Source organism: Limnomicrobium aquaticum, assembly GCF_040545545.1.
GTDB lineage: Bacteria > Pseudomonadota > Alphaproteobacteria > Rhizobiales > Rhizobiaceae > Ensifer_A > Ensifer_A aquaticum.
Window position 1 is genome coordinate 232,053 of record NZ_JBEPMB010000001.1, and the last position, 20,543, is coordinate 252,595.

20 protein-coding genes are annotated in these 20,543 nt (G+C 61.4%); 11 read left to right on the forward strand and 9 right to left on the reverse strand.

The window, feature by feature from the left end; genetic code table 11:
• Positions 1-64 precede the first annotated feature (64 nt).
• From ABID16_RS01135 to ABID16_RS01145, 3 genes are all read left to right on the forward strand, one after another.
• Positions 65-2,401 (forward strand): sensor domain-containing protein, encoded by a 2,337-nt coding sequence (locus ABID16_RS01135; protein WP_354554420.1) that lies wholly within the window; start codon positions 65-67, stop codon positions 2,399-2,401.
• A gap of 80 nt (positions 2,402-2,481) precedes the next feature.
• The gene (locus tag ABID16_RS01140) at positions 2,482-2,892 is read left to right on the forward strand and encodes a group II truncated hemoglobin (RefSeq protein WP_354554423.1); all 411 of its coding nucleotides are present in this window, start codon (positions 2,482-2,484) and stop codon (positions 2,890-2,892) included.
• Positions 2,885-3,256: a DUF423 domain-containing protein gene (locus tag ABID16_RS01145; protein WP_354554425.1), complete on the forward strand. Its 372-nt coding sequence runs from the start codon at positions 2,885-2,887 to the stop codon at positions 3,254-3,256. The genes ABID16_RS01140 and ABID16_RS01145 overlap by 8 nt, the downstream gene beginning before the upstream one ends.
• Before the next feature lie 171 nt (positions 3,257-3,427).
• Here the strand turns inward: ABID16_RS01145 and ABID16_RS01150 are convergent, their stop codons facing one another.
• The 3 genes from ABID16_RS01150 to pobA form a co-directional block, all read right to left on the reverse strand.
• Entirely contained in the window at positions 3,428-5,629 is a 2,202-nt protein-coding gene (locus ABID16_RS01150) for a calcium-binding protein (protein WP_354554427.1), read from the reverse strand.
• Positions 5,630-5,872: 243 nt separating this feature from the next.
• Complete coding sequence (locus ABID16_RS01155) at positions 5,873-6,274, reverse strand: DUF2325 domain-containing protein (protein ID WP_354554429.1); 402 nt, start codon at positions 6,272-6,274, stop codon at positions 5,873-5,875.
• Between the two features lie 185 nt (positions 6,275-6,459).
• Complete coding sequence (gene pobA, locus ABID16_RS01160) at positions 6,460-7,629, reverse strand: 4-hydroxybenzoate 3-monooxygenase (RefSeq protein ID WP_354554431.1); 1,170 nt, start codon at positions 7,627-7,629, stop codon at positions 6,460-6,462.
• A gap of 132 nt (positions 7,630-7,761) precedes the next feature.
• On the opposite strand from pobA, the gene ABID16_RS01165 reads away from it, so the two are divergent.
• The 4 genes from ABID16_RS01165 (at position 7,762) to ABID16_RS01180 (ending at position 12,087) form a co-directional block, all read left to right on the forward strand.
• Positions 7,762-8,640, forward strand: coding sequence for a helix-turn-helix domain-containing protein (locus tag ABID16_RS01165; RefSeq protein WP_354554433.1), 879 nt, complete (start codon positions 7,762-7,764; stop codon positions 8,638-8,640).
• Between the two features lie 134 nt (positions 8,641-8,774).
• A complete protein-coding gene (locus ABID16_RS01170) occupies positions 8,775-10,106 on the forward strand; it encodes an NAD(P)-dependent oxidoreductase (protein WP_354554435.1) in 1,332 nt (443 codons plus the stop codon).
• Positions 10,107-10,129: 23 nt separating this feature from the next.
• On the forward strand, positions 10,130-11,443 hold the full coding sequence (preA, locus tag ABID16_RS01175; RefSeq protein WP_354554437.1) for an NAD-dependent dihydropyrimidine dehydrogenase subunit PreA: 1,314 nt from the start codon (positions 10,130-10,132) through the stop codon (positions 11,441-11,443).
• A gap of 290 nt (positions 11,444-11,733) precedes the next feature.
• Positions 11,734-12,087 (forward strand): hypothetical protein, encoded by a 354-nt coding sequence (locus tag ABID16_RS01180; RefSeq protein WP_354554440.1) that lies wholly within the window; start codon positions 11,734-11,736, stop codon positions 12,085-12,087.
• 217 nt (positions 12,088-12,304) lie between these two features.
• On the opposite strand, the gene ABID16_RS01185 is transcribed toward ABID16_RS01180, so the two are convergent.
• The 3 genes from ABID16_RS01185 to ABID16_RS01195 are packed head-to-tail and all read right to left on the reverse strand — an operon-like array spanning position 12,305 to position 13,573.
• Complete coding sequence (locus tag ABID16_RS01185) at positions 12,305-12,640, reverse strand: carboxymuconolactone decarboxylase family protein (RefSeq protein WP_354554442.1); 336 nt, start codon at positions 12,638-12,640, stop codon at positions 12,305-12,307.
• A gap of 4 nt (positions 12,641-12,644) precedes the next feature.
• The gene (locus ABID16_RS01190; RefSeq protein ID WP_354554444.1) at positions 12,645-13,163 is read right to left on the reverse strand and encodes an RNA polymerase sigma factor; all 519 of its coding nucleotides are present in this window, start codon (positions 13,161-13,163) and stop codon (positions 12,645-12,647) included.
• A complete protein-coding gene (locus ABID16_RS01195) occupies positions 13,160-13,573 on the reverse strand; it encodes a YgaP family membrane protein (RefSeq protein ID WP_354554446.1) in 414 nt (137 codons plus the stop codon). Before ABID16_RS01195 ends, ABID16_RS01190 begins: the two co-directional genes overlap by 4 nt.
• A 19-nt stretch (positions 13,574-13,592) precedes the next feature.
• Between ABID16_RS01195 and ABID16_RS01200 the strand changes: the two genes are divergently transcribed.
• Entirely contained in the window at positions 13,593-14,513 is a 921-nt protein-coding gene (locus ABID16_RS01200; RefSeq protein WP_354554449.1) for a DMT family transporter, read from the forward strand.
• 9 nt (positions 14,514-14,522) lie between these two features.
• Here the strand turns inward: ABID16_RS01200 and ABID16_RS01205 are convergent, their stop codons facing one another.
• Positions 14,523-15,788 carry an MFS transporter gene (locus tag ABID16_RS01205; protein WP_354554451.1) on the reverse strand — a complete coding sequence of 422 codons (1,266 nt, stop codon included), beginning with the start codon at positions 15,786-15,788 and terminating at the stop codon, positions 14,523-14,525.
• A 403-nt stretch (positions 15,789-16,191) separates the two neighbouring features.
• Between ABID16_RS01205 and ABID16_RS01210 the strand changes: the two genes are divergently transcribed.
• The 3 genes from ABID16_RS01210 (at position 16,192) to ABID16_RS01220 (ending at position 19,666) form a co-directional block, all read left to right on the forward strand.
• The gene (locus ABID16_RS01210; RefSeq protein ID WP_354554453.1) at positions 16,192-17,238 is read left to right on the forward strand and encodes a sensor histidine kinase; all 1,047 of its coding nucleotides are present in this window, start codon (positions 16,192-16,194) and stop codon (positions 17,236-17,238) included.
• A gap of 251 nt (positions 17,239-17,489) precedes the next feature.
• A complete protein-coding gene (locus tag ABID16_RS01215; RefSeq protein WP_354554455.1) occupies positions 17,490-18,764 on the forward strand; it encodes an arsenic transporter in 1,275 nt (424 codons plus the stop codon).
• A 128-nt stretch (positions 18,765-18,892) separates the two neighbouring features.
• Positions 18,893-19,666 (forward strand): alpha/beta fold hydrolase, encoded by a 774-nt coding sequence (locus ABID16_RS01220; RefSeq protein WP_354554458.1) that lies wholly within the window; start codon positions 18,893-18,895, stop codon positions 19,664-19,666.
• On the opposite strand, the gene ABID16_RS01225 is transcribed toward ABID16_RS01220, so the two are convergent.
• Both ABID16_RS01225 and ABID16_RS01230 read right to left on the reverse strand, forming a co-directional pair.
• Positions 19,650-19,919 (reverse strand): anti-sigma factor family protein, encoded by a 270-nt coding sequence (locus ABID16_RS01225; protein WP_354554460.1) that lies wholly within the window; start codon positions 19,917-19,919, stop codon positions 19,650-19,652. The two genes, ABID16_RS01220 and ABID16_RS01225, sit on opposite strands and share 17 nt — an antisense overlap.
• Entirely contained in the window at positions 19,909-20,418 is a 510-nt protein-coding gene (locus tag ABID16_RS01230; protein WP_354554462.1) for a sigma-70 family RNA polymerase sigma factor, read from the reverse strand. Before ABID16_RS01230 ends, ABID16_RS01225 begins: the two co-directional genes overlap by 11 nt.
• Between the last annotated feature and the right edge of the window lie 125 nt (positions 20,419-20,543).

Here is a 20,543-nt window from a genome sequence, read left to right on the forward strand (position 1 = left end):
AGGCTTCATGACGTGGCCAACGGGTCGGCGGAGGCCGAGGGGGTTTGTGCACTTGAAGGGGAAGATGTCCTATCAGGAGATCGAGCGCATTGTGGACGCTGACGCTGAACTCGACGAGGAACAGCGTTCGCGGCTTCTTGATTTACTGGCTTCAGTACGAGACCAGGCTTCCCTTTCCGAGCTGCTGTCGGCAGCACTTGACCAGTTTTCCGACGAAATTTTCCTGAAGGACCGTGATGGCCGGTACATTCTGGCCAATCGCGAGTGCGAGTTCGCGCTTGGACTGCCGTCAGGCGGGCTCAAAGGGAAATTTGATCTGGAGCTGTACGGACCGGAGTTTGCCGAACGGTTTCGCGCCGAAGACGCCGAGATATTTGCGACCGGAAAGCCCATCTACTGCGAACCTTTCCGGTGGAAGTTGCCGCAGGGTGGCACGCGGTGGAATCAGACGACGAAATATCCGGTCTTCAACGCAGAGGGCGAGGTTGTCGCGGTTTGCGGTCAGGTGCGGCAATCGACGGAAGCGATGCAGTCTCGCGTCCTTCTCGAAGCGCAAATCGACGTGCTGGAAATGCTTGCCGCAGGAAGGCCGCTGGCGGAGGTTTTTGCACGGATCACAGTTCTGTGCGAAGGCCTGCTGGAAGGCTTCTGGGCCTCTCTACTGGTCCTCTCCGACGACAGAACGGTCGTCGCCGACGTCATCGCTCCATCGATGGCGAAGGAATACGGCGAGGCACTGATCGGCCTCATGATCGCCGATAACCTCGGAACATGTGGTACGGCCTGCTATCGTGGCGTCCCCATCTACACAGAAGATATCCTGAAGGACCCCAACTGGACGGCCTTCCAGTCAATTGCTGCGCCTTACAGTTTGCGCTCCTGCTGGTCCATGCCCTATTTCAACGCCGACGAAACGGTGCACGGGACATTTGCACTTTACTCGCGCCAGCCGCGTTTGCCGAGCGAGTTTGAGTCGCGCTGTCTGGCGCTGGGGGCCCGGCTTGCCGAACTGGCTATCGAGCGGGAACGCGTCGCCGTGCAACTTCGCGTGATGGCCGAGCGAGACAGTCTGACCGGGCTGCCGAACCGATCCGCCTTTTCCGAAATTCTTTCGCGTGAACTTGCCTCCGCAGCGGCAGAGGGCCGCGCCGTCGGCGTCGCCGTTCTGGATGTCGATGATTTCAAGCTTGTCAACGATCGGCATGGTCACGCGGTCGGTGACGGATTCCTGAGCGCCATCAGCGCAAGGATGGTCAACGCCATGCGGCCGGGCGATGTTGTTGCCCGGCTCGGCGCCGACGAATTTGTCGTCGTGCTGCGCAAGGGGGAAGGGCGGGACGCCAGGACCGCGCTTCGGGAGTTTCTTTCAGCGCTGCGCAAGCCGGTCGAGATTGATCACGTGCGGCTCGCGGTTTCCATGACGGCAGGGCTCGCCATTTTCCCTGCCCACGGCCACGATGCCCAGGAATTGCTGAGCCACGCTACGACCGCCATGCATCGTGCCAAGCAGATGGCGCGTGACCGCGTGGAGGTCTACGATCCAGAATTCTCGCGTCTTCAGGAACAGCGTCGCCAGCGCATTGAAACCTTGCGGGAATCGATTGCGACAGGAGGCATCGATCTCGATTTTCAGCCTCTCATGAACCTGCACGACGGCAGTATTTACGGGTTTGAGGCACTCGCCCGCTGGCAGCACCCGCAGGAAGGCCGCCTGGGGCCGGCGGCGTTTATTCCGCTGGCCGAGCAGGAGGGTCTGATCGTCGAGCTGGGCGGCGCGGTGCTGATACGCGCCTGTCTGGAGGCGGCGCGCTGGAACAGCGAGTTCGGGGTCCGGCGCAGCGTTTCCGTCAACGTTTCGGCGCAACAATTCTCCGGCGGCGAAATCCGCAGGCAGGTACGCGACGCTCTGGAGAAGAGCGGTCTCGATCCGGCGCTTTTGGAGCTGGAGCTGACGGAGTCGATGCTGCTGGACGACGAGTCGACCGCAATCCAGATCATGAGCGAGTTGAAATCGCTCGGTATCTCCATCGCCATTGATGATTTTGGCACCGGCTTTTCCAATCTCGGTGCCCTCGCGCGGCTGCCGCTCGACCGGCTGAAAATCGACCGGTCAATCATCAGCGACATCGAAACCAACGACGCGGCGGCATCGATTGCCTCCGCGATCATCGCCATGGGGCAGCGGCTCGGACTTCGCGTACTCGCCGAAGGGGTCGAGACTGCGGGGCAGATGGAGTTCCTGGGCGACAATCATTGCGACGATCTCCAGGGTTACCTCCTCGGGAGACCCGTGCCTTCAGGCGACGTGCCGGAACTTTTGCGCAGGCGACCGCCGGGTGCGGGCGCCATCGTTGCGCAGCCCGTTGCCAATCGCCGGACTGTTTCGGGCCGCCGACGCTGACGTGCCAAATCGCCACCTTGTCACTTGCTCACACCCGTGCTTAAGCGGGGGATACGAAGCAGGCTGTATGGGAACAGGCGATGAGCGACGAAGAAACCATTACGCTTTACGAAGCCATCGGCGGCGAGGAAACAATCCGCAAGCTGGTCGCGCGTTTCTACGACCTCATGGACACGCTGCCTGAAGCGAAGAACTGCCGCGCCATCCATCCGCCAAGCCTCGACCGCTCCCGCGACAAGCTTTACGATTATCTGACGGGCTATATGGGCGGACCGCAGCTCTATGTCGAAAAATACGGACATCCGAGGCTGCGCGCCCGGCATTTCAGCGCGCCCATCGGTGTGGCCGAGCGTGACGAATGGCTCTTGTGCTTCCGCATGGCGATGGATGAGACGATCGCCCATCCCAAGCTGCGCGAGATCATCTGGAAGCCGGTCGAGCAGCTGGCGCATCACATGCAGAACCGGGAAGAGGGTGAACCCCATGCATGAAACCACACGCATCCGGCTTTTCGGCGTCTTTGCCGGTCTCTTCGGCATGTGCGGAATCGGCCTGGCTGCCGCCGCGTCGCACTTGGACGATCAACGGCTTCTGGGATCGGCCGCGCTGATGTGCCTCGTTCATGCGCCGGCACTGGTCGGTCTCATTGCTGCGGGCAACCGTCTGCGCTTCTCCACACTTTCCGGAGCCCTGCTCATCCTCGGCGTTCTGCTCTTTGCCGGCGATCTTGTGAAGCGGCACTTCACCGGGACCGGGCTTTTCCCGATGTCGGCCCCGTCCGGTGGCGTGATCATGATGGCTGGCTGGCTTTTGACAGCCGTGGGTGCGCTGTTCCCGCAACCTTCGCGAAGCTGATCCCACGAGCAAGTTCCGGGCGAGGTGCTGCCCGGATCGCTGACGTATCCGGGCAAGATCGTTTCAATGTTTCTTGGAAACGCTGAAACGATCCATCTCTTTGTTGTGACGCAATTCCGGACGCGAAACGGTTTCCACACTCGCTGGAATTACTCCAGCCCACATGGCCGATCAGATGAAGACGATCATATCCTTGGTGACGTCCGCCTTTGTCGCATGGGCAATGAGAAGGTCGGAACTTCCGAAATCGAACAGGAGGCCGGCAGCGGTATCCTTGCCCTGGCTCAGGAACTCCGCCACGCTTGCATAGCCGCTGTTCTTTACCGCGATCATGTCCAACTCGTCTGCGCCGAGGCGAAAATCCTCCACCGTCACCGCGCCGGCGACCTTGCGGTCGAAGACGAATGTGTCGTTGCCAAGACCACCATTGAGGAGGTCGTTGCCGCCACCGCCGAATAGCGTGTCGTTGCCTTCGCCGCCATAGAGGAAGTCGTTGCCAGCCAGACCGTCCAGCTTGTCATTGCCGGCGCCGCCATAGAGGACGTCCGAGCCATTGGTGCCGTTCACGGTGTCGTTGCCCGCAAGTGCGAAGACGAAATTGCCCGTCAGCGTGTCGTTTCCGGCGGTGCCCTGAAGGCTCTTGGCATAGGCCATGTCCTGGTCGAGCCAATCGAGCGCGCCGCTGAAGGTCATGTCTTCCAGGTGATCGCCTGCGACCTCGTAATTTCGCGGCGTGTGCAGAGGTCCGCTATCGAGGAAGATCACCTGCTCGATACCGGAGATAATGTTCATCCCGTAGGTTTTCGAGAAGAGGGCGAGCGTTCCGTCTGCCAGCTTGCTGACGGTCCAGTCGCTCATCGTGCCCTGGAGCTCCAGGGTGTCGCGGCCTGCGCCGCCTTCGACGCGGTTGGCCCCCGTGCCGGGTCGGATCGTATCGTTGCCTGCCATGCCGTCGATATAGTCGTTACCGCGATTGCCGGCGAGCTTGTCGTCGTAATTCGTGCCGACGATGAAGGCGGAGTCGCCGACATGGCCGTAGCGGTCAGACGACTTGTCGAGGTCCTGCACCCAGGTCGTGTCGCGTGTCAGACCGCTGAGGTTCGATGCAATCACCAGACTGTCGCGCGTGGTGAATTCGTAGAAGTGCGAATCCATGATCCGCTGCAAGGCGTCCGTGGTGATGCCCGCGATATGCGCGCTCCAGCCGCCGACAATATTATAAAGCGCGAAGGGTCCCATGGGCCAGGCGGGGCTGGCGTAATCGTCGCTGAAGAGGATGAGGTTGTCGGTCGAGGAGTGCAGCTGGTAGTCCTGACCGATGAGGCCGGGCGCTGCAGCAACCGCCTGTCCGAAACTGCTCCAGTCGCCGGCGGCGCGATGGACCACATCGTTCTCATAGCCGATATTGAGCACCCGATCTTTCTGGTCGTAGATGTAGGGCACTTCGTAGGCGATGTAATTGCTGTTGGCGAAGAAGCCGCCCGACAGGCTGTCGGCAAAACGCGCCATGACATTGGTGTAGCCGGCGCCCAGCGAATAGCCGGTGACGATCACATCCTGTGCGCCCAGATGATGGGCGACGGCGTAATTATGCACTGCGTTGAGCAGCGGCTCCATATTGGCGGCGATCTCGCCGCTGTTGAGCTGGAGATAATCGAGCACGTCGACAGGCGAGTTGGTGCCGATGAACGTCACGGATAGGCCGACGACATGGCCGGCGCTGTCATGCTGCTCGAGAATCTGTGCCTGCGGGCCGCTATAGGTCGTGCCGCTCAACGGGCTTTTGATGATGTAGTAACCGTCCAAATCCTGCGAACTTGCACTGAGGCCAAGGGCAGCGGGGCCGACCTTCGACCAGCCGGCGGGCAATTCGAGATGCATCTTGTTGGCCGTCAGGCCATCCGGGAGGGTATTGCCGATCTGGTTGACCAGCGAGGCGACGTTGATCCCGAAGATCTTGTCCATCTGCTCGTAGGTCGCCAGCTTGAACGCCGTATCGACGAGGGCCGCCGATTTTGCGGCCGAGTAGTCCTTGTATCCGAATATCCCCGTGGCCGGGTTCGGTGCCTGCGGTGTGGACGCAGATGCGGCGGGCGTGGGCGCGGGCAAAAGCGCGCGGGAAACCGTTCCGTCGAAAAAGGGGAAACTGGACACGATGGTGCTGGTCGCAGCCTTTGCCAGCCAGTCCGGCGATGTGAATGTCATGGACATTCCGTTGAACATGTCGGGCAGCATGCGATCGAACATGCTGCCGAGACCGCCGAGGTTGAAGCCCGGAAGCGAAAGCTGCTGCAAGCCAAGCAGCCCCGCCGGTGACTGGCCGAAGGCCTGAAGATAGTTCAGCTGCGCAGTCGAATAGATGAAATTCGCCATGAGACACTTTCCTCCCAGATGTGTTCCCGTGCACGTTTCAGAACCGCAACCCCCTCAATTGCGACCCGTAACTGGCAGCATCATTACTTACGTTTACGTGTTCGTCAATTTGAATCCTCGAAGAAGTCGAATTTCTCTATATATTTATGACCACTAAACTATTGCGTTTCATATGCATTTTTACGCTGCAGGAATTGTTTGACTCGCGCGTGAGTGTCATTTGATGTCGGTGGGGTCATCCCTTCACGCGTGTTTCAGCCGTCCGTCCCTGATGTCCTGAAGGGCGCGCTCGAGGCTCGACTTGGAGCCGTTGCGCAAGGGAATGAAGCGCTTGCCGTGCTTCTTGCAGCCGGTCTTCACGCGCAGGCAGGCGTCGTGGCTGATGCAGTCGATGGGGCAGAAGACGCAATCGACGGAGGGAAGAACCGTGTCGATGCGGCTCACGGCTTCGCGCAGGCCGCCATCGTGGTGGATGAGTTCCGCCCCATGCGCCGAGGCGATCTGGCGCAGATGCGCCACCTGGCAATCGCGTCCGCCGACATAGAGAAAGCTCTTCAGATCCGCGGTGTTCTCTTCGGGTCTACAGTCACCGCCGCTTTTCCGCGAATCCTGTTTGCCCGCATTTCTCGAAGCCTTTTTCGCCACTTGCACTCTCCAGAAGATGTCCAGTGGCGGCAACATACAAAACATGATTATTTTGGTAAAGATTAAAGTGGATGAAAGGAGTCATCTTTTTTCAGAAAAGAAAAACATCCTATTTTCTGCTGCGAAAACAAAAGGCGGCCCCTTTCGGAGCCGCCTGCCTTGGGAGGCAATTTCCGGTGTCAGGTCTAGTAGGGCAGGCCCACATAGTTCTCCGCCATCGAAAGCTGCGCGGCCTTCGAGCCGGTGAGATAGGCGAATTCCGATTGCTGCATGCGGACGCCGAATTCGCCTTCGGCCTCGAATGTGTGCATCAGCATGGTCATCGACCAGGAGAAGCGCTCGGCCTTCCAGATGCGCGACAGGGCGCGGCGGGAATAGTCGTTAAGAGCGGCCATCCTTTTCTCGCCGTAGAATTCCTGCAGGCCGGAGAACAGGTAGTGGATGTCCGAAGCCGCGAGGTTGAGGCCCTTGGCACCGGTCGGCGGCACGATATGGCCGGCATCGCCTGCCAAGAACATACGGCCGAAGCGTAAAGGTTCGGCGACGAAGGAGCGTAGCGGCGCAATGGACTTTTCGATCGACGGGCCGGTCTTCAGCGCTTCGGCCTTGTCGGCGGGAATGCGACGGCGCAACTCGTCCCAGAAGGCGTCGTCCGACCATTCTTCGGCCTTGTCGGTCAGGGGAACCTGAACGTAATAGCGGCTGCGCACCAGCGAGCGCTGCGAGCAGAGCGCGAAGCCGCGTTCGTGATGGGCATAGATCAGCTCATGATCGACCGGCGGCACGTCGGCCAGAACGCCGAGCCAGCCGAAGGGATAGACCTTCTCGAAATTCTTGACGCCCTTGTCCTGGACGCTGGCGCGGCAGGTGCCGTGGAAGCCGTCGCAGCCGGCGATGAAATCGGCGTCGATGCGATGCGTGACGCCATCCTTTTCATAGGTGACGTAAGGGTGGTCGGTGTCGAAATCATGCGGCGTCACATTGCCGGCATTGTAGATCGTCAGGCCGCCCGTCTCGATGCGCTTGTCCATCAGGTCGCGCGTCACTTCTGTCTGTCCATAGACCATAACGGAGGTGCCGGTTAGGCCCTGGAGGTCGATGCGGTGCTGGACGCCATCGAAGGAGAGGCTGAAGCCCTCGTGGATGAGGCCTTCCTTATGCATGCGCTCGCCAGCCTTCGCCTTGTCCATCATGCCGACCATGCCGACTTCGAGAACGCCAGCGCGGATGCGGCCGAGAATGTAGTCGCGATCGACACGGTCGATGATGATGTTGTCGATGCCCGCATTGGTGAGCAACTGGCCGAGCAGAAGGCCAGACGGGCCCGATCCGACGATAACGACTTGCGTGCGCATTGGTATGCCTCCCGGATATTGGGGCTCTCCCACCCCGCTTTCAATCTTGCCGAATGATAAATCCGGGGTGCTTGCGCACAATGGAGAAACCGGTCAAAATATTGTACTTTTGAAACATCGGGAGATGCTGCATTGCGGCAAGCCGTGCCCACCTATGCGCTCTATGGCGAAGACCGCTCGGCGGTTGGCGATTTCTGGATCCATTCCGAATCCATTCCGGCGCGCAGCAGCGTCAACCATTGGGAAATCCGGCCGCACAGGCATGAGGCCTTCTTCCAGTTCCTCGATATCAGGGGCGGCGAGGGCGAACTGGTTCTGCCCGATCGCGCCACCGCTCTTGGACGCGGGTCGCTGGTTACGGTGCCGCCGGAGCGGGTTCATGGTTTCCGATTCTCGCCCGACATTGACGGAAACGTGCTGACCTTCGTGCTCTCGCGGCTGCCTGTCGTGCCGGCGGCGTCGCTCATGGCAAGCCCGCTGGTTCATCGGCCGGAAGAGGGGGGAGAGGACGCGCGGCTGGTGCGCGATCTCATCGCGCGCATCAATTCGGAAGTGGCGGCGGGCTTCGGCATCGATGGCGAGTTCGTGCGCGCCAGTCTTTCGGCGGCGATGATCCTGATCGGTCGCATCGGTGCTGCCGGCGGGCGGACGGCGGGTGAGGCGGAGCGCGACATCGGACGAATCGAGAAACTGAAGACGCTGATCGCGCTCCATTTCCGGCAACAGCAGCCGGTGGAGTTCTACGCCGAGAAGCTGTCGCTCACGCCGGTTCATCTCAACCGCGTCTGCCGCAAGATCACCGGCCAATCGGTCGGACAGCTGATCGCCGAGCGCGTGATCGAGGAGGCGCGGCGCGATCTCGTCTTCACCTCGATGACCGTCCAGCAGATCGCCTTCGATCTTGGATTTTCTGACCCCGCCTATTTCAACCGGCTCTTCTCGCGCCAGACCGGCATCACGCCGAAAGCCTGGCGAAACCGCGAGCAGCAAAGGCTTGTCGACCAAAATTGATCATCGCAAAGTGACGATCATGCTCAAGCTTTGGGCAGGCCAAAAAAATCGCCGCAGTCATATTTTTACCGTTTGATAAAATTTTTGAACTGGGTTAGCGTTCCTCCACTAGCCGTTACACATAGGGGAACAACATGGGACGACTGGAACCTGGGATCCATGCCGGCCGGCTTTCGCCCGCCGAATACGAGAAGAATTTTTCCGAGCTGCATCCGGTCTTCAACGACCACGAAGCGCTGGTTGCCTCGGATCGCTGTTATTTCTGTTATGACGCGCCGTGCATGACGGCCTGTCCCACCTCCATCGATGTGCCCTTGTTCATCCGTCAGATTTCGACGGGGAACGCGATGGGTGCTGCCAAGACGATTTTCGACCAGAACATCATGGGCGGCATGTGCGCCCGCGTCTGTCCCACCGAAACGCTCTGCGAGCAGGCCTGTGTGCGCAACACGGCCGAGGAGCGCCCGGTCGAGATCGGCCGTCTGCAGCGCTATGCGACCGACAAGGCGATGCATGAGGGCAAGCAGTTCTACACGCGTCCGGCCTCGAACGGTAAATCTGTCGGCGTTGTCGGCGCCGGTCCGGCAGGTCTGGCGGCGGCGCATCGTCTGGCCATCAACGGCTTCAACGTGACGGTCTACGACCATCGCGAAAAGGCCGGTGGCCTCAACGAATACGGCATCGCCACCTACAAGGCGACCGATGACATTGCCCAGAAGGAAGCGGACTACATCCTCTCCGTCGGCGGCATCGATGTGCTGGACGGCGAGATGCTCGGCCGCGACTTCAAGCTGGCCGATCTGAAGGCCAAGCATGATGCCGTCTTCCTCGGCGTCGGCCTTGGCGGCGTCAATGCACTCACCGTCGAAGGCACGCATGAATATGGCGTCATCGATGCGGTCGAGTTCATTGCCAATCTGCGTCAGGCGGACAAGAAGGGCGATGTGCCGGTCGGCCGTCGCGTCGTCGTCATCGGCGGCGGCATGACGGCGGTGGATGCGGCGGTGCAGGCCAAGTTGCTCGGCGCCGAAGAGGTGACGATCTGTTATCGGCGCGGCCAGGAGCAGATGAATGCCTCGCTCTATGAGCAGGAGCTGGCCGCCTCCAAGGGTGTGCTGATCCGCCATTGGCTCGCGCCGAAGTCTGTCGCGAGCCATAACGGCCATGTCTCCGGCATCACGTTCGCCTATACGCATCTCGAAAACGGACTTCTCAAGGAAACCGGCCATACGATCGATATCGCCTGCGACCAGATCCTGACCGCCATCGGCCAGACGCTCGACATTGCCGGCCTCGACACGGTCAAGATCGAGAAGGGCAAGATCGTTATTGACGAAGAGGGCCGTACCTCCGTTGCCGGTGTCTGGGCCGGCGGCGACTGCGCAACCGGTGGCGAGGACCTGACCGTCTCCGCCGTCGCCATGGGTCGCGATGCGGCCATGTCCATCATCAAGGCTCTGGCCTGAGAGCGCGGGAAGGGATTTCGAAAATGGCTGATATCCGCAACAATTTCGTCGGCATCAAATCGCCCAACCCGTTCTGGCTCGCCTCCGCGCCGCCGACCGACAAGGCCTATAATGTCGAGCGCGCCTATGCCGCCGGCTGGGGTGGCGTCGTCTGGAAGACGCTGGGCGAGGAAGGTCCGCCGGTCGTCAACGTCAACGGTCCGCGCTATGGCGCGATCTGGGGCGCCGACCGCCGACTGCTTGGCCTCAACAATATCGAGTTGATCACCGACCGCCCGCTGCAGATCAACCTTCAGGAAATGAAGGCCGTGAAGAAGAAGTGGCGTGACCGGGCGCTGATCGCCTCCATCATGGTGCCGTGCGAAGAGGACGCCTGGAAGGCGATCCTGCCGCTGGTGGAAGAGACCGAGGCCGATGGCATCGAGCTGAACTTCGGCTGTCCGCACGGCATGTCCGAGCGCGGCATGGGTGCCGCCGTCGGCCAGGTGCCGGAATATGTCGAAATGGTCGTGCGCTGGTGCAAGCAGTATACGCGCATGCCGGTCATCACCAAGCTGACGCCGAACATCAGCGACATCCGCCGCCCGGCGCGCGCGGCCAAGAACGGCGGCACGGATGCGGTCTCGCTGATCAACACGATCAACTCCATCACCGGCGTCGATCTCGACACCTGTTCGCCCACGCCATCCATCGACGGCAAGGGCACGCATGGTGGCTATTGCGGCCCGGCGGTCAAGCCGATCGCGCTCAACATGGTCGCCGAAATTGCCCGGGATCCGGAGACCTACGGTCTGCCGATCTCCGGCATCGGCGGTGTGACGACATGGCGCGATGCGGCCGAATTCCTGATGCTCGGGGCCGGTAATGTGCAGGTCTGCACGGCGGCCATGACCTACGGCTTCAAGATCGTGCAGGAAATGATCACGGGCCTTGAAGCCTGGATGGACGAGAAGGGCTATGCCACGCTCGATGACTTCCGGGGCAAGGCTGTCCCGAACGTCACCGACTGGCAGTATCTCAACCTCAACTACATCGCCAAGGCGCATATCGACCAGGACGCCTGCATCAAGTGCGGCCGCTGCCATATCGCCTGCGAGGACACCTCGCACCAGGCGATCACCAACATGGTCAACGGCGTGCGCCACTTCGAGGTCATCGAAGAGGAATGCGTTGCCTGCAACCTCTGCGTGGATGTCTGCCCGGTCGAAAACTGCATCACCATGGTCGAGAAGCAGCCCGGCGAAATCGACAAACGCACCGGCAAGGTCGTCTCCGCCGATTACGCCAACTGGACGACGCATCCGAACAACCCGATGGCGAAGGTCGCTGCGGAGTGAGCACACTCACTTAAGTGAACAGCGAGGCCTCCGGAAACGGGGGCCTTTCTATTTATGGGTGTAGCCTCTGCTGGATAGCCTGACGCAATCTTGGATTGCCATTTTCGCGTGTCACTGCTTTGGAGGCATGTATCATGGAAGTCAGCGCGACGTCATCCCATCCTTATCGGCTGGAAGGTTTTACGAGAATTTCACCCGCGTCTGAGAATTTCTCAGACCTGGTTCGCCCGAGTGCAGACTTGCCGGTCGACGCCGGGCAAAGTTCAAATCGGGAAGAGGCCGCCAACCTGATGTGGCACGATGCGAAGGAGACCAGCCTGAGCGATGCGAGCGAGGGTGTTCGATCCGCCTTTGACAAACTGCATTCAGCTGACAGGCCGGAGGGCCTCTCCGATCAGGAGTGGATGACGCAGCTGACCGCGAGCATGGGCGCAACCGACTCCATTTACGCCTATCTGGCGCTCGCGGAACAGAACTCCCGTGACAGCTACGTGTCCGGCAAGTCTCCCGATATCATCAAGATGAACCTCAACGGCCATATCTTCACCCACGCGGTCAAGGTTCTGGACATCTCCTCGAGCATGGTCACCTGCAACGTGCCCATGGTTCCGGACATTGCGCCACGCGCTGCGCCTGAATCCTGATCGGGAGCGAATTGCCGCCGCGGGGGCTCAGAACTTCGTGTCTATGCGTTTAGTGCCGTACGCAGGGCGGTTGCTCCATCCGTCTCCCCCCTTGTGGGGGAGATGGCGACAGCCAAAGGGGGACTTTGTCACAACCGCCGGAGCAAGCTGATAGAAAGACCCCTCCCCAACCCTCCCCACAAGGGGGAGGGAGCGCGAGCGTCGCGCCAGCCTCCATTTACTCCGTCTGCTCCTCGAACAACCTCAACGCCATGAGCGCGTGTCCCAACGTTCCGCCGGCGCGGACGGCGGCGGCGATCATGGCGGTTTCGGCCAATTCCTCGGCGGATGCGCCGGCTTTCGCGGCGGCCTTCGTGTGGACGTCGAGGCAGTAGGCGCATTGGGTGGTGAGCGCCACGGCGAGCGAGATGAGTTCGCGGTATTTGTGCGGGATTGTCCCGTCGTTGCGTTCGCAAGCGTGGTTGAAGGCGAGAAAGGCCTTGGCTTCCGTCGGGGCGAGCGATGCGAAGCGCGGGACGGTCGCGAGGTCTTGCGGTTTCTGGTATTCCGTCATGATCTCACCTCGCCAGATATTCGCGCAGCAGCAGGCGGGCGCGATGCAACCTTGCCTTCACGGCCTGCCTCGAAAGGCCAAGCGTCGTGCCGATTTCGTCGATGGTCATCTCGTGCAGATCGCGCATGACCGCGACCTCGCGATAAGAAGGCGGCAGCGCCTCGAAGGCGGCGGCGAGGTCGAGGCGCAACTCGCTTTCCTGCCGGGCGGCGAGCACCCGCTCCAGCGCATCGTCGTCCCGAGCGATCAGGCCGACATCGCGGGCGAGCTTCATGCAGGTCCGCTGCACGACCTTGAAAAGCCAGCCGGAAAGCGCCGCGAAGGCCCTGATCGCGCCGACATGGCGGGACAGCAGCCACAGTACCTCCTGTGTCGCATCATCGATGTCGGATGAGGTGCGGCAAGAGGCGCGGGCGTAGCGGCGTATATCCGGCTGGGTCCGTTCGAGCAACTTCAGGATTGCCGCCTGATCGCCGCGCTGCGCGGCTTCAAACGTCTCGGAGGGAATAGTCACCGCGCTCATGATCTCTTCCCCGTGTTGATCCCCGCCACCGCACAGGCCGGGCACCAGCCGATGAAGCCGGTCAGCGCCAGCCCGATGCCGGAGACGGCTGCGAGCCAGTTCCACGGACCCGATAGAAATGCCATGCCGAGCACGATTGCCGCCGCCCCAAGCACGATGCGCAGGCCCTGTTGCGTGCGTCCGATGTTATTGCGGTAGAATCCCATGTAAACCCTCCTTCGCGGAACAAGACGGATCGTCTTGCCGGTAAAGAGGCGGGGAAGAGCCAAAAGGATTCGCGGATTTTCACTTTTTTCGACGAAATCTGCGGCGCGCTGCCGAAGCTCGGCACCGATCAACAAATTTGCGCCCGCCTCACCAATATCTGTTGGTAATGCGCGTCGCCTCGTGAAAAGCTTCGCTTCCGACAAGACGAATACGAGTCCCCGCATGTCCCAGCTCAAGACTACCCATAATGCTCACGCCAGAGGCCGCGAAAAGCTGATGGCGCATCTGGCGATGCTGTCTTTCGCGCTGCTGATCTCGGGCTCGTTTTCGCTCGGCGGCATTGCGGCAAAATATGCGCCTTCGGCGGCCATCAACGCGCTGCGCTACATCCTGTCTGTCGGCGTCATGTGGGTTGTTGCCTCGCAGGTCATGAAGGTGAAGCTGACGATCCCGAAGGAGCCGTGGCGCTATGTCGTGCTCGGCCTGCTGATGGCGGTCTATATGTTCACCATGTTCAAGGCGCTCGAATTTACCTCGCCGGTGGCGACGGGTGCGGTGTTCACGCTGATGCCGCTGATCTCTGCCGGGTTTGCCTGGTTTCTGATGCGCCAGCACACGAAGCCGGCAGTGCTGCTCAGCCTCGTCGTCGCGGCGATCGGTTCCGTCTGGGTGATCTTTCGTGGCGACATCAGCGCCATTCTCGGCTTCGATGTCGGGCGTGGCGAGGCGATCTATTTCATCGGCGTGGTCTGCCACGCGGCCTATGCACCTTTGCTCCGGCTGTTCGGGCGGGGCGAGCCGCCGATCTTCGTCGGGTTCTGGGCTGTCGCGGCAACGGCGGCCTGGCTGATGATCCCCGGCATTCCGGCGCTCATCCACACCGATCTTGCCGCGTTCCCGGCCGAGGTGTGGCTGGCGATCCTCTATCTCGCAGTCGCGACCACGGCCGTAACCTTCATGCTGCTTCAGTACGCTTCCATGCGACTGCCGGCGTCAAAGACGCTTTCCTATGGCTACCTGACGCCGTCCTTCATCATCCTGCTCGAGGGCCTGATTGGTCATGGCTGGGTGAGCCTGACGATCTGGGTCGGCGCGCTGGTGACGGCGCTCGGGCTGGTGATATCGGGCCTGCTGCCGGACTGAGGAATGAGCTCAGGGGATGGCGGGTGCGGGGTTCGGCCCGGAGGCCGGCTTGCCGTCGTCAGGCTGCGGAGGGGCAATGTCATGCTGCCGCAGAAGGAAGATGATGACGGCGATGATGGCGACGCCGCCATGGAACCAGTAGGCCAGCCTGTAGCCGCCGAGGTCCGTGAGCCAGCCGGCGACAATGTTGCTGGATGACGCGCCGATGCCCTGGATCGTGCCGACGACGGCAAGGCCAACATTGAAGCGGCCGGTGCCGGAGAGAATGCGCTCGACCGCAATCGCGGTGGCAATTCCGATCAGGCCTGCGCCGACCCCATCCAGCACCTGCACCGGATATATCGATCCGAAGGATGGAACGGCACCGGCAATCGCGCCGCGAACCGGCAATGCAATCAGGCCAATGAGGATGACAGTCGCAAGCCCCAGGCGCCGGATCAGGAAGGGGGCGGCAAGCGCGACCAAAATCATCGCGACCTGCGACACGCCAGTGATGATGGCGGTCGTGCGGAACGGGGTGCCGAGCTGGATCGAGAAACTCTGCGCGATCAGCCGGCTGATGGGCGCGTTGCCGAAATGGAAGATCATCAGCACCACCGCCAGCGCCAGCAGGCCCCTGCGTTCGAAGAGTACGCCAAATCCCGATGGCCCAGCTTCGCCTTCATCATGGGCGAGTCCACGCGCCACCCGATTGTCGATCTGTCCGGGGTCGATGGCGAGCACCGCCACGATGGTGGCAATGGCGGTGGCGATCATCAGGTAGACGATACCGGCCATGCCGAAATAGATTGTGCCGACGAAGATCGCCGCGAGCGAAAAGACATTCCCGGCGTGGTTCCAGAATTCGTTGCGCGAGACCTGGTTCGAGAAGTGTTTCTCGCCAACGATGCCGAGCGTCAGGCCCATGAGTGCCGGCCCGACCACCGCGCCGACGATTGCCGTGGCGGATTGGCCGCCGAAGACGGAGTAGTTGTCGGGGCTGGCCAGCGTCCAGAGTGCTGCGGCCGTGACGAAGATGACCGGCAGGATGATCAGCGTGCGCTTGTAGGGTGACGCATCGACCAGCGCGCCGAAAAGCGGCGTCGCAATCATCCCCAGCACGCCACCGATCGTTGCGATCATCCCGAGGGTGAAGGGGGACCAGCCATTGGTGGCGAGAAAGCCATCAAGGAACGGGCCGAGACCATCGCGGGCATCGGCGAGGAAGAAGTTGAGGGCGGCTAGCGCGAAGATCGAGCGGTCGAACGGGCGGGAAGGAACCGAAGCGGCGGCCATGGAAATACTTTCGCTATGAAAACGAGCCGGTAACGGCAGCGCCCCACTTTTTGTTCCCTCGGCCCCGGTCATCGTCCGTGCCAAAGCATTGCGTATTTATTATTGATCACTAATATAAATGGGCAGGAGATTTTATTTTGGAGGTTAAATATCTTCGGGCTTCACAACGCTTGCTTTACAAGAGGAATCTGAAAATCGACTTTGCGATTATTGAAACTCGCTCCACCCTGTGCCACTAGTGCAATTCCGGTGAAATCCGGATCACCTGAAATGCTCTATCCAATTGTTTTTTTCGAAGTCCGGACGCAAAACCGCTGACGCACTTTTGGCTCGGACGTGCTCTAGGTAAAGGGCAGTCCGGCGACATACAAAAGATCGCAGGATACAGCGGCGTTGGGGAAACATGGACCACATAGAACGTCGTTCGCTGACCGGGCGCCTGCAATTCATCGTGGCCCAGGAGCGGTCGAAAACCTTCCGCTGGACCTTTGCCTTCAGTCTGTTTGCAGCAGCCTTCGGGGTGCGCCTTCTTATTGATTCCCGCCTTCCTCCAGGATTTCCCTACCTCACCTTCTTTCCGGCGGTCATCGTTGCCACGCTGGTCAGCGGGTTGTGGCCGGGGATTGTCTGTGCCGCCCTCGGGGGCATCGCGTCGTGGTATTTCTTCATTGCGCCGGTCAATTCTTTCGAGCTGACGCCGGGCGCGGTGCTGGCGCTCGCCTTCTACACGTTCATCGTCGCGGTCGATATCCTCATCATCCACACGATCAGCGTGACGACGCGGACACTTGTGCGTCAGCGCCAGGCTCTGGCGCAGCTTGCGGCCTCCAGGGAGAAGGAAAATATCCAGCTTCTCGAACAGGATGTCCTACAAAAGCAGCTGAGCGCGGAGCTTGTTCACCGGCTGAAGAACCAGCTTACGCTGGTTCAGGCCATCGTGAATCAGACGACGCGGTCGGGCGGCGAGCCGGAGGCCATGTACACGGTTCTCAGAGCACGCATCGGGGTTCTCGCCGGCGCGCATGAATTGCTGGTGCACGGCGTGGCTGGTGTCGCCTCAGTTGCCGACCTCGTGAGCAAGGCGATTTCGATCTACGATACCTGTCAGTTCGACGTGGGTGGGCCCGATGTCAAGGTGGCGGAGCGGGCGGCCGTGTCGCTCAGCCTTATGCTGCACGAACTGGGGACGAATGCCGCCAAATATGGGGCCCTATCCGTAACGAGCGGTCGTGTTCATATCGGCTGGTCGATCGAGGGAGACGAGAAGCCTGTCTTTAAGCTCATCTGGAAGGAAGAGGGCGGGCCGCCCGTTTCCGCGCCGAAACGGCGCGGCGCGGGATCGCGGCTGATTTCGGTGGGAATAGGGTCCGGCAGCGATGTGACGCTGTCTTTTGACCCAGCCGGCCTCGAGTGCCAACTGACCGTTCCGCTCGATCAGCTGCAGATGTAGCCACTTGCAGTTGTCTTTGCGAAGGGGCGTTGGGCACCGCCCGCGTGACGACGTAACCATTGAGGGATCGGTGGAGGTCACGGAAACGGCGTCGGAAAACTCGCCGGCGGCGCCCAACGGTGGAACAACTCGTGAGCTTGCGCATTGTTCCGCGGCCGGCGTGCCTTCTCGCAAGCGTCGCGCTGTGCTAGAGACCGCCGCCATCGCCTTGAAACGCCTCGCGTACCCGTCCCTCCGGAACCAAGCCTCCCATGAACCTGAACGATGCCTCCTCCCTCGCCATCGTGGCGATTGCCGCGCTGACGGCGCTCGGCCTTCTCGTGCGGCCCTTCCGCTGGCCGGAGGCCGTGTGGGCGGTTCTTGCGGCCGTTGTTTTGGTCGTTTCCGGGCTGATCGCCTGGCGCGGCGCGCTGGCCGGGGTTGCCAAGGGGCTCGATGTCTATCTCTTCCTCATCGGCATGATGCTAATCTCGGATATCGCGCGGAAAGAGGGGCTGTTCGACTGGCTGGCGGCAATTGCGACAGGGCACGCCAAGGGGTCGCCGCGCCGGCTCTTCGTGCTCATCTATCTCGTCGGCGTACTGGTCACGGTCTTCATGTCGAACGACGCGACGGCCGTCGTGCTGACGCCCGCCGTCTATGCGGCATGCAAGGCGGCGAAGGTGCGCGACCCGTTTCCCTATATGCTGATCTGTGCCTTCATCGCCAATGCCGCGAGCTTCGTGCTGCCGATCTCGAACCCGGCCAATCTCGTCATCTTCAGCGGCGGGCATATGCCGGCGCTCGGCACGTGGTTCTCCATGTTCGCGCTGCCCTCGGTCGTGTCGATCGTCGTCACGTTTGCCGCGCTCTATCTGACGCAGCGGCGGGTGATTGTCCAAGACAGCATCTCGACTGATGTGGAGCCTGTTGCGCTCAGCCACGGCGCGAAAATCGCAGGCCTTGGCCTCATCGTGACGGCGATTGCGCTGCTCGTGGCCTCGGCGCTCGATTTCGATCTCGGCTGGCCGACCTTCATTGCGGGCTTTGCGACGCTGTCGCTGGTCAGCCTGTTCAACCGCGAAAACCCGGTCGGCTACATGAAGGAGATTTCGTGGAGCGTGCTGCCGCTGGTCGCGGGGCTTTTTGTCGTCGTCGAGGCGCTGGGGCAGACGGGCATGATCCAGTCGCTGGCCGCCACGCTCAACGCCTATGCCGCGAGCGATCCGAAGGCGACGGTCATGGGGGCGGGCATAGCGACGGGGCTTGTGGCGAATATCGTCAACAACCTTCCGGCGGGCCTGGTGGCGGGCAGTGTCGTCAATACAGCCCATGCCTCACCGGCCATTTCCGCCGCCGTGCTAATCGGCATTGACCTCGGGCCGAACCTCTCCATCACCGGCTCGCTTGCCACCATCCTCTGGATCAATGCGTTGCGCCGCGAAGGCATCGATGTCGGCTTCTGGCGCTTCCTGAAGATCGGCTTCGTTGTCATGGTGCCGGCGCTTCTGGCGACGCTCGCCAGCGTAGCGCTTGTCGCCGTTTGAATTCCGCTTGTGTGCGGGGGGATAGGCGTCGGCTTGACTTGAGTCACGATTTCGCTGTCCTTGAGGGATAAGGTGAACGCTGCTGCTTTACGCTGTATTCGACAGGCATTCGAAAGGGAGGGATCGTCATGACGCTGTTCTCGGAAGTTTCAGGCGATCCGACCGCAAGGCCGCCAGTGGTGCTCATCCACGGTTTCGGCGGCAGCGCCGCCGCGTGGGACGCTGTCGTCTCGCTGCTGCCGGAAGATCTGCCGGTGATTGTCTATGACCTGCCGGGACATAATCGCTCGCTGCATACGGAAGAGCGCGGCGGGGCGGGGAAGATGGCGAAGGCCGTGCTTGCCGATCTCGATGCCCAGGGCATCTCGGCTTTTCATCTCGCTGGCCATTCCATGGGGGGCGCGGTGGCGGCGCTCATTGCCATGCGGGCGGCGGCCAAGGCCAGGTCGCTGACGCTGGTGGCACCGGGCGGCATGGGGCCGGAGATCAATGCGCATGCGCTGGAGCGCTTTGCGCAGGCGCTGACGGCCGAGGAACTGACAGATGCGCTGCGCATCATGACCGCGCCCGGTGTCGAAATCCCGGCCGATGTCATCGAAAGCATGGCCATGGACCGCGAGCGGCCGGGTGCCATCGAGGCGCTGGAGGAAATCTATGATGCCATGTTCACCGAGCAGTCTTCGCCGGTGAAGGCGCAAGGCGTGCTGCCGCTCGAGCTTCTGGAAACGCTGAAAATGCCGGTGGCCGTCATCTGGGGCGACGACGATGCGATCCTGCCGTCGCATCAGATGGATCGCCTGCCGGAGCATTTTACCAAGCTTCGGATTCCCGGCATGGGTCACATGCTGCTGGACGAATGTCCGGCCAGAGTCGCCGAGCTGATCGTCACACAGACCGCCTGATGCGGATGAGGTGAGGCGGAACGGGCTCTCGCGCCAGCGCTGCGAAAAGGTCGAGGCCGAGCGCTCTGCCGGTCTCAAGCTCCTCCAGCAGCGCACGCAGCGCCGGCTCGGCGGCAATGCGCGCATCCATGATCTCGCGCAGCGGCTCGCTCAGTTCGCCGTCCAGATAGGCGGTGACCGTCTGGGCGATGGATGTCGCTGGAGGAAAATCTTCCTGTCCGACTGCGGATATAATTTCGTTTTCAGGCTGCATATCTCTCCGTTCCCAACATGGCGGCCAGTCTCAGGCGCGCCGTCGATAGCCGGCTCATCACCGTGCCAATCGGTATCTGCAAGATGTCGGCGGCCTCGCGGTAGCTGTGGCCTTCGACATTGACCAGCAGGAAGACCGAGGCGAGGCCTTCCGGCAGGCGGGCGATCATGGCGCGGGCCTGTTTCACATAGACCGCATCCTCGCCCGCCGGGCCGATCTTCAGTTCCGTGTCTTCTGCCGCGTCCACGACGCCGCGGCCGAGCCGGACCTTGCGCTTTCTCACCTCGTCGATCCACATGTTGCGCATCAGCGTGTAGAGCCAGCTTTCAAGCTTCGCGCCTTCCGGCTTCATCGCCCGCTTGGCCAGCGCCTTGTGGCAGGTGTCCTGCACCAGGTCGTCGGCGTCCGCCGTGTTGCGGGTCAGCGTGAGCGCGAAGCGGCGAAGCCGGGGCAGTGCGCGGATCAGTTCCAATTCCTCATGTGTGGCAATCGTCGACATCGGTGTTTCCGTTGGCTTGACGTTTCGGTTGCCTCCTTTATTCGGCAGTTTTGCCTGCGCCGCTGTTTCCGGGGGAACAAGGCGGGGCCTGTGGGTGAAACAAAAAGGCGGCAACGCCGAGCGCT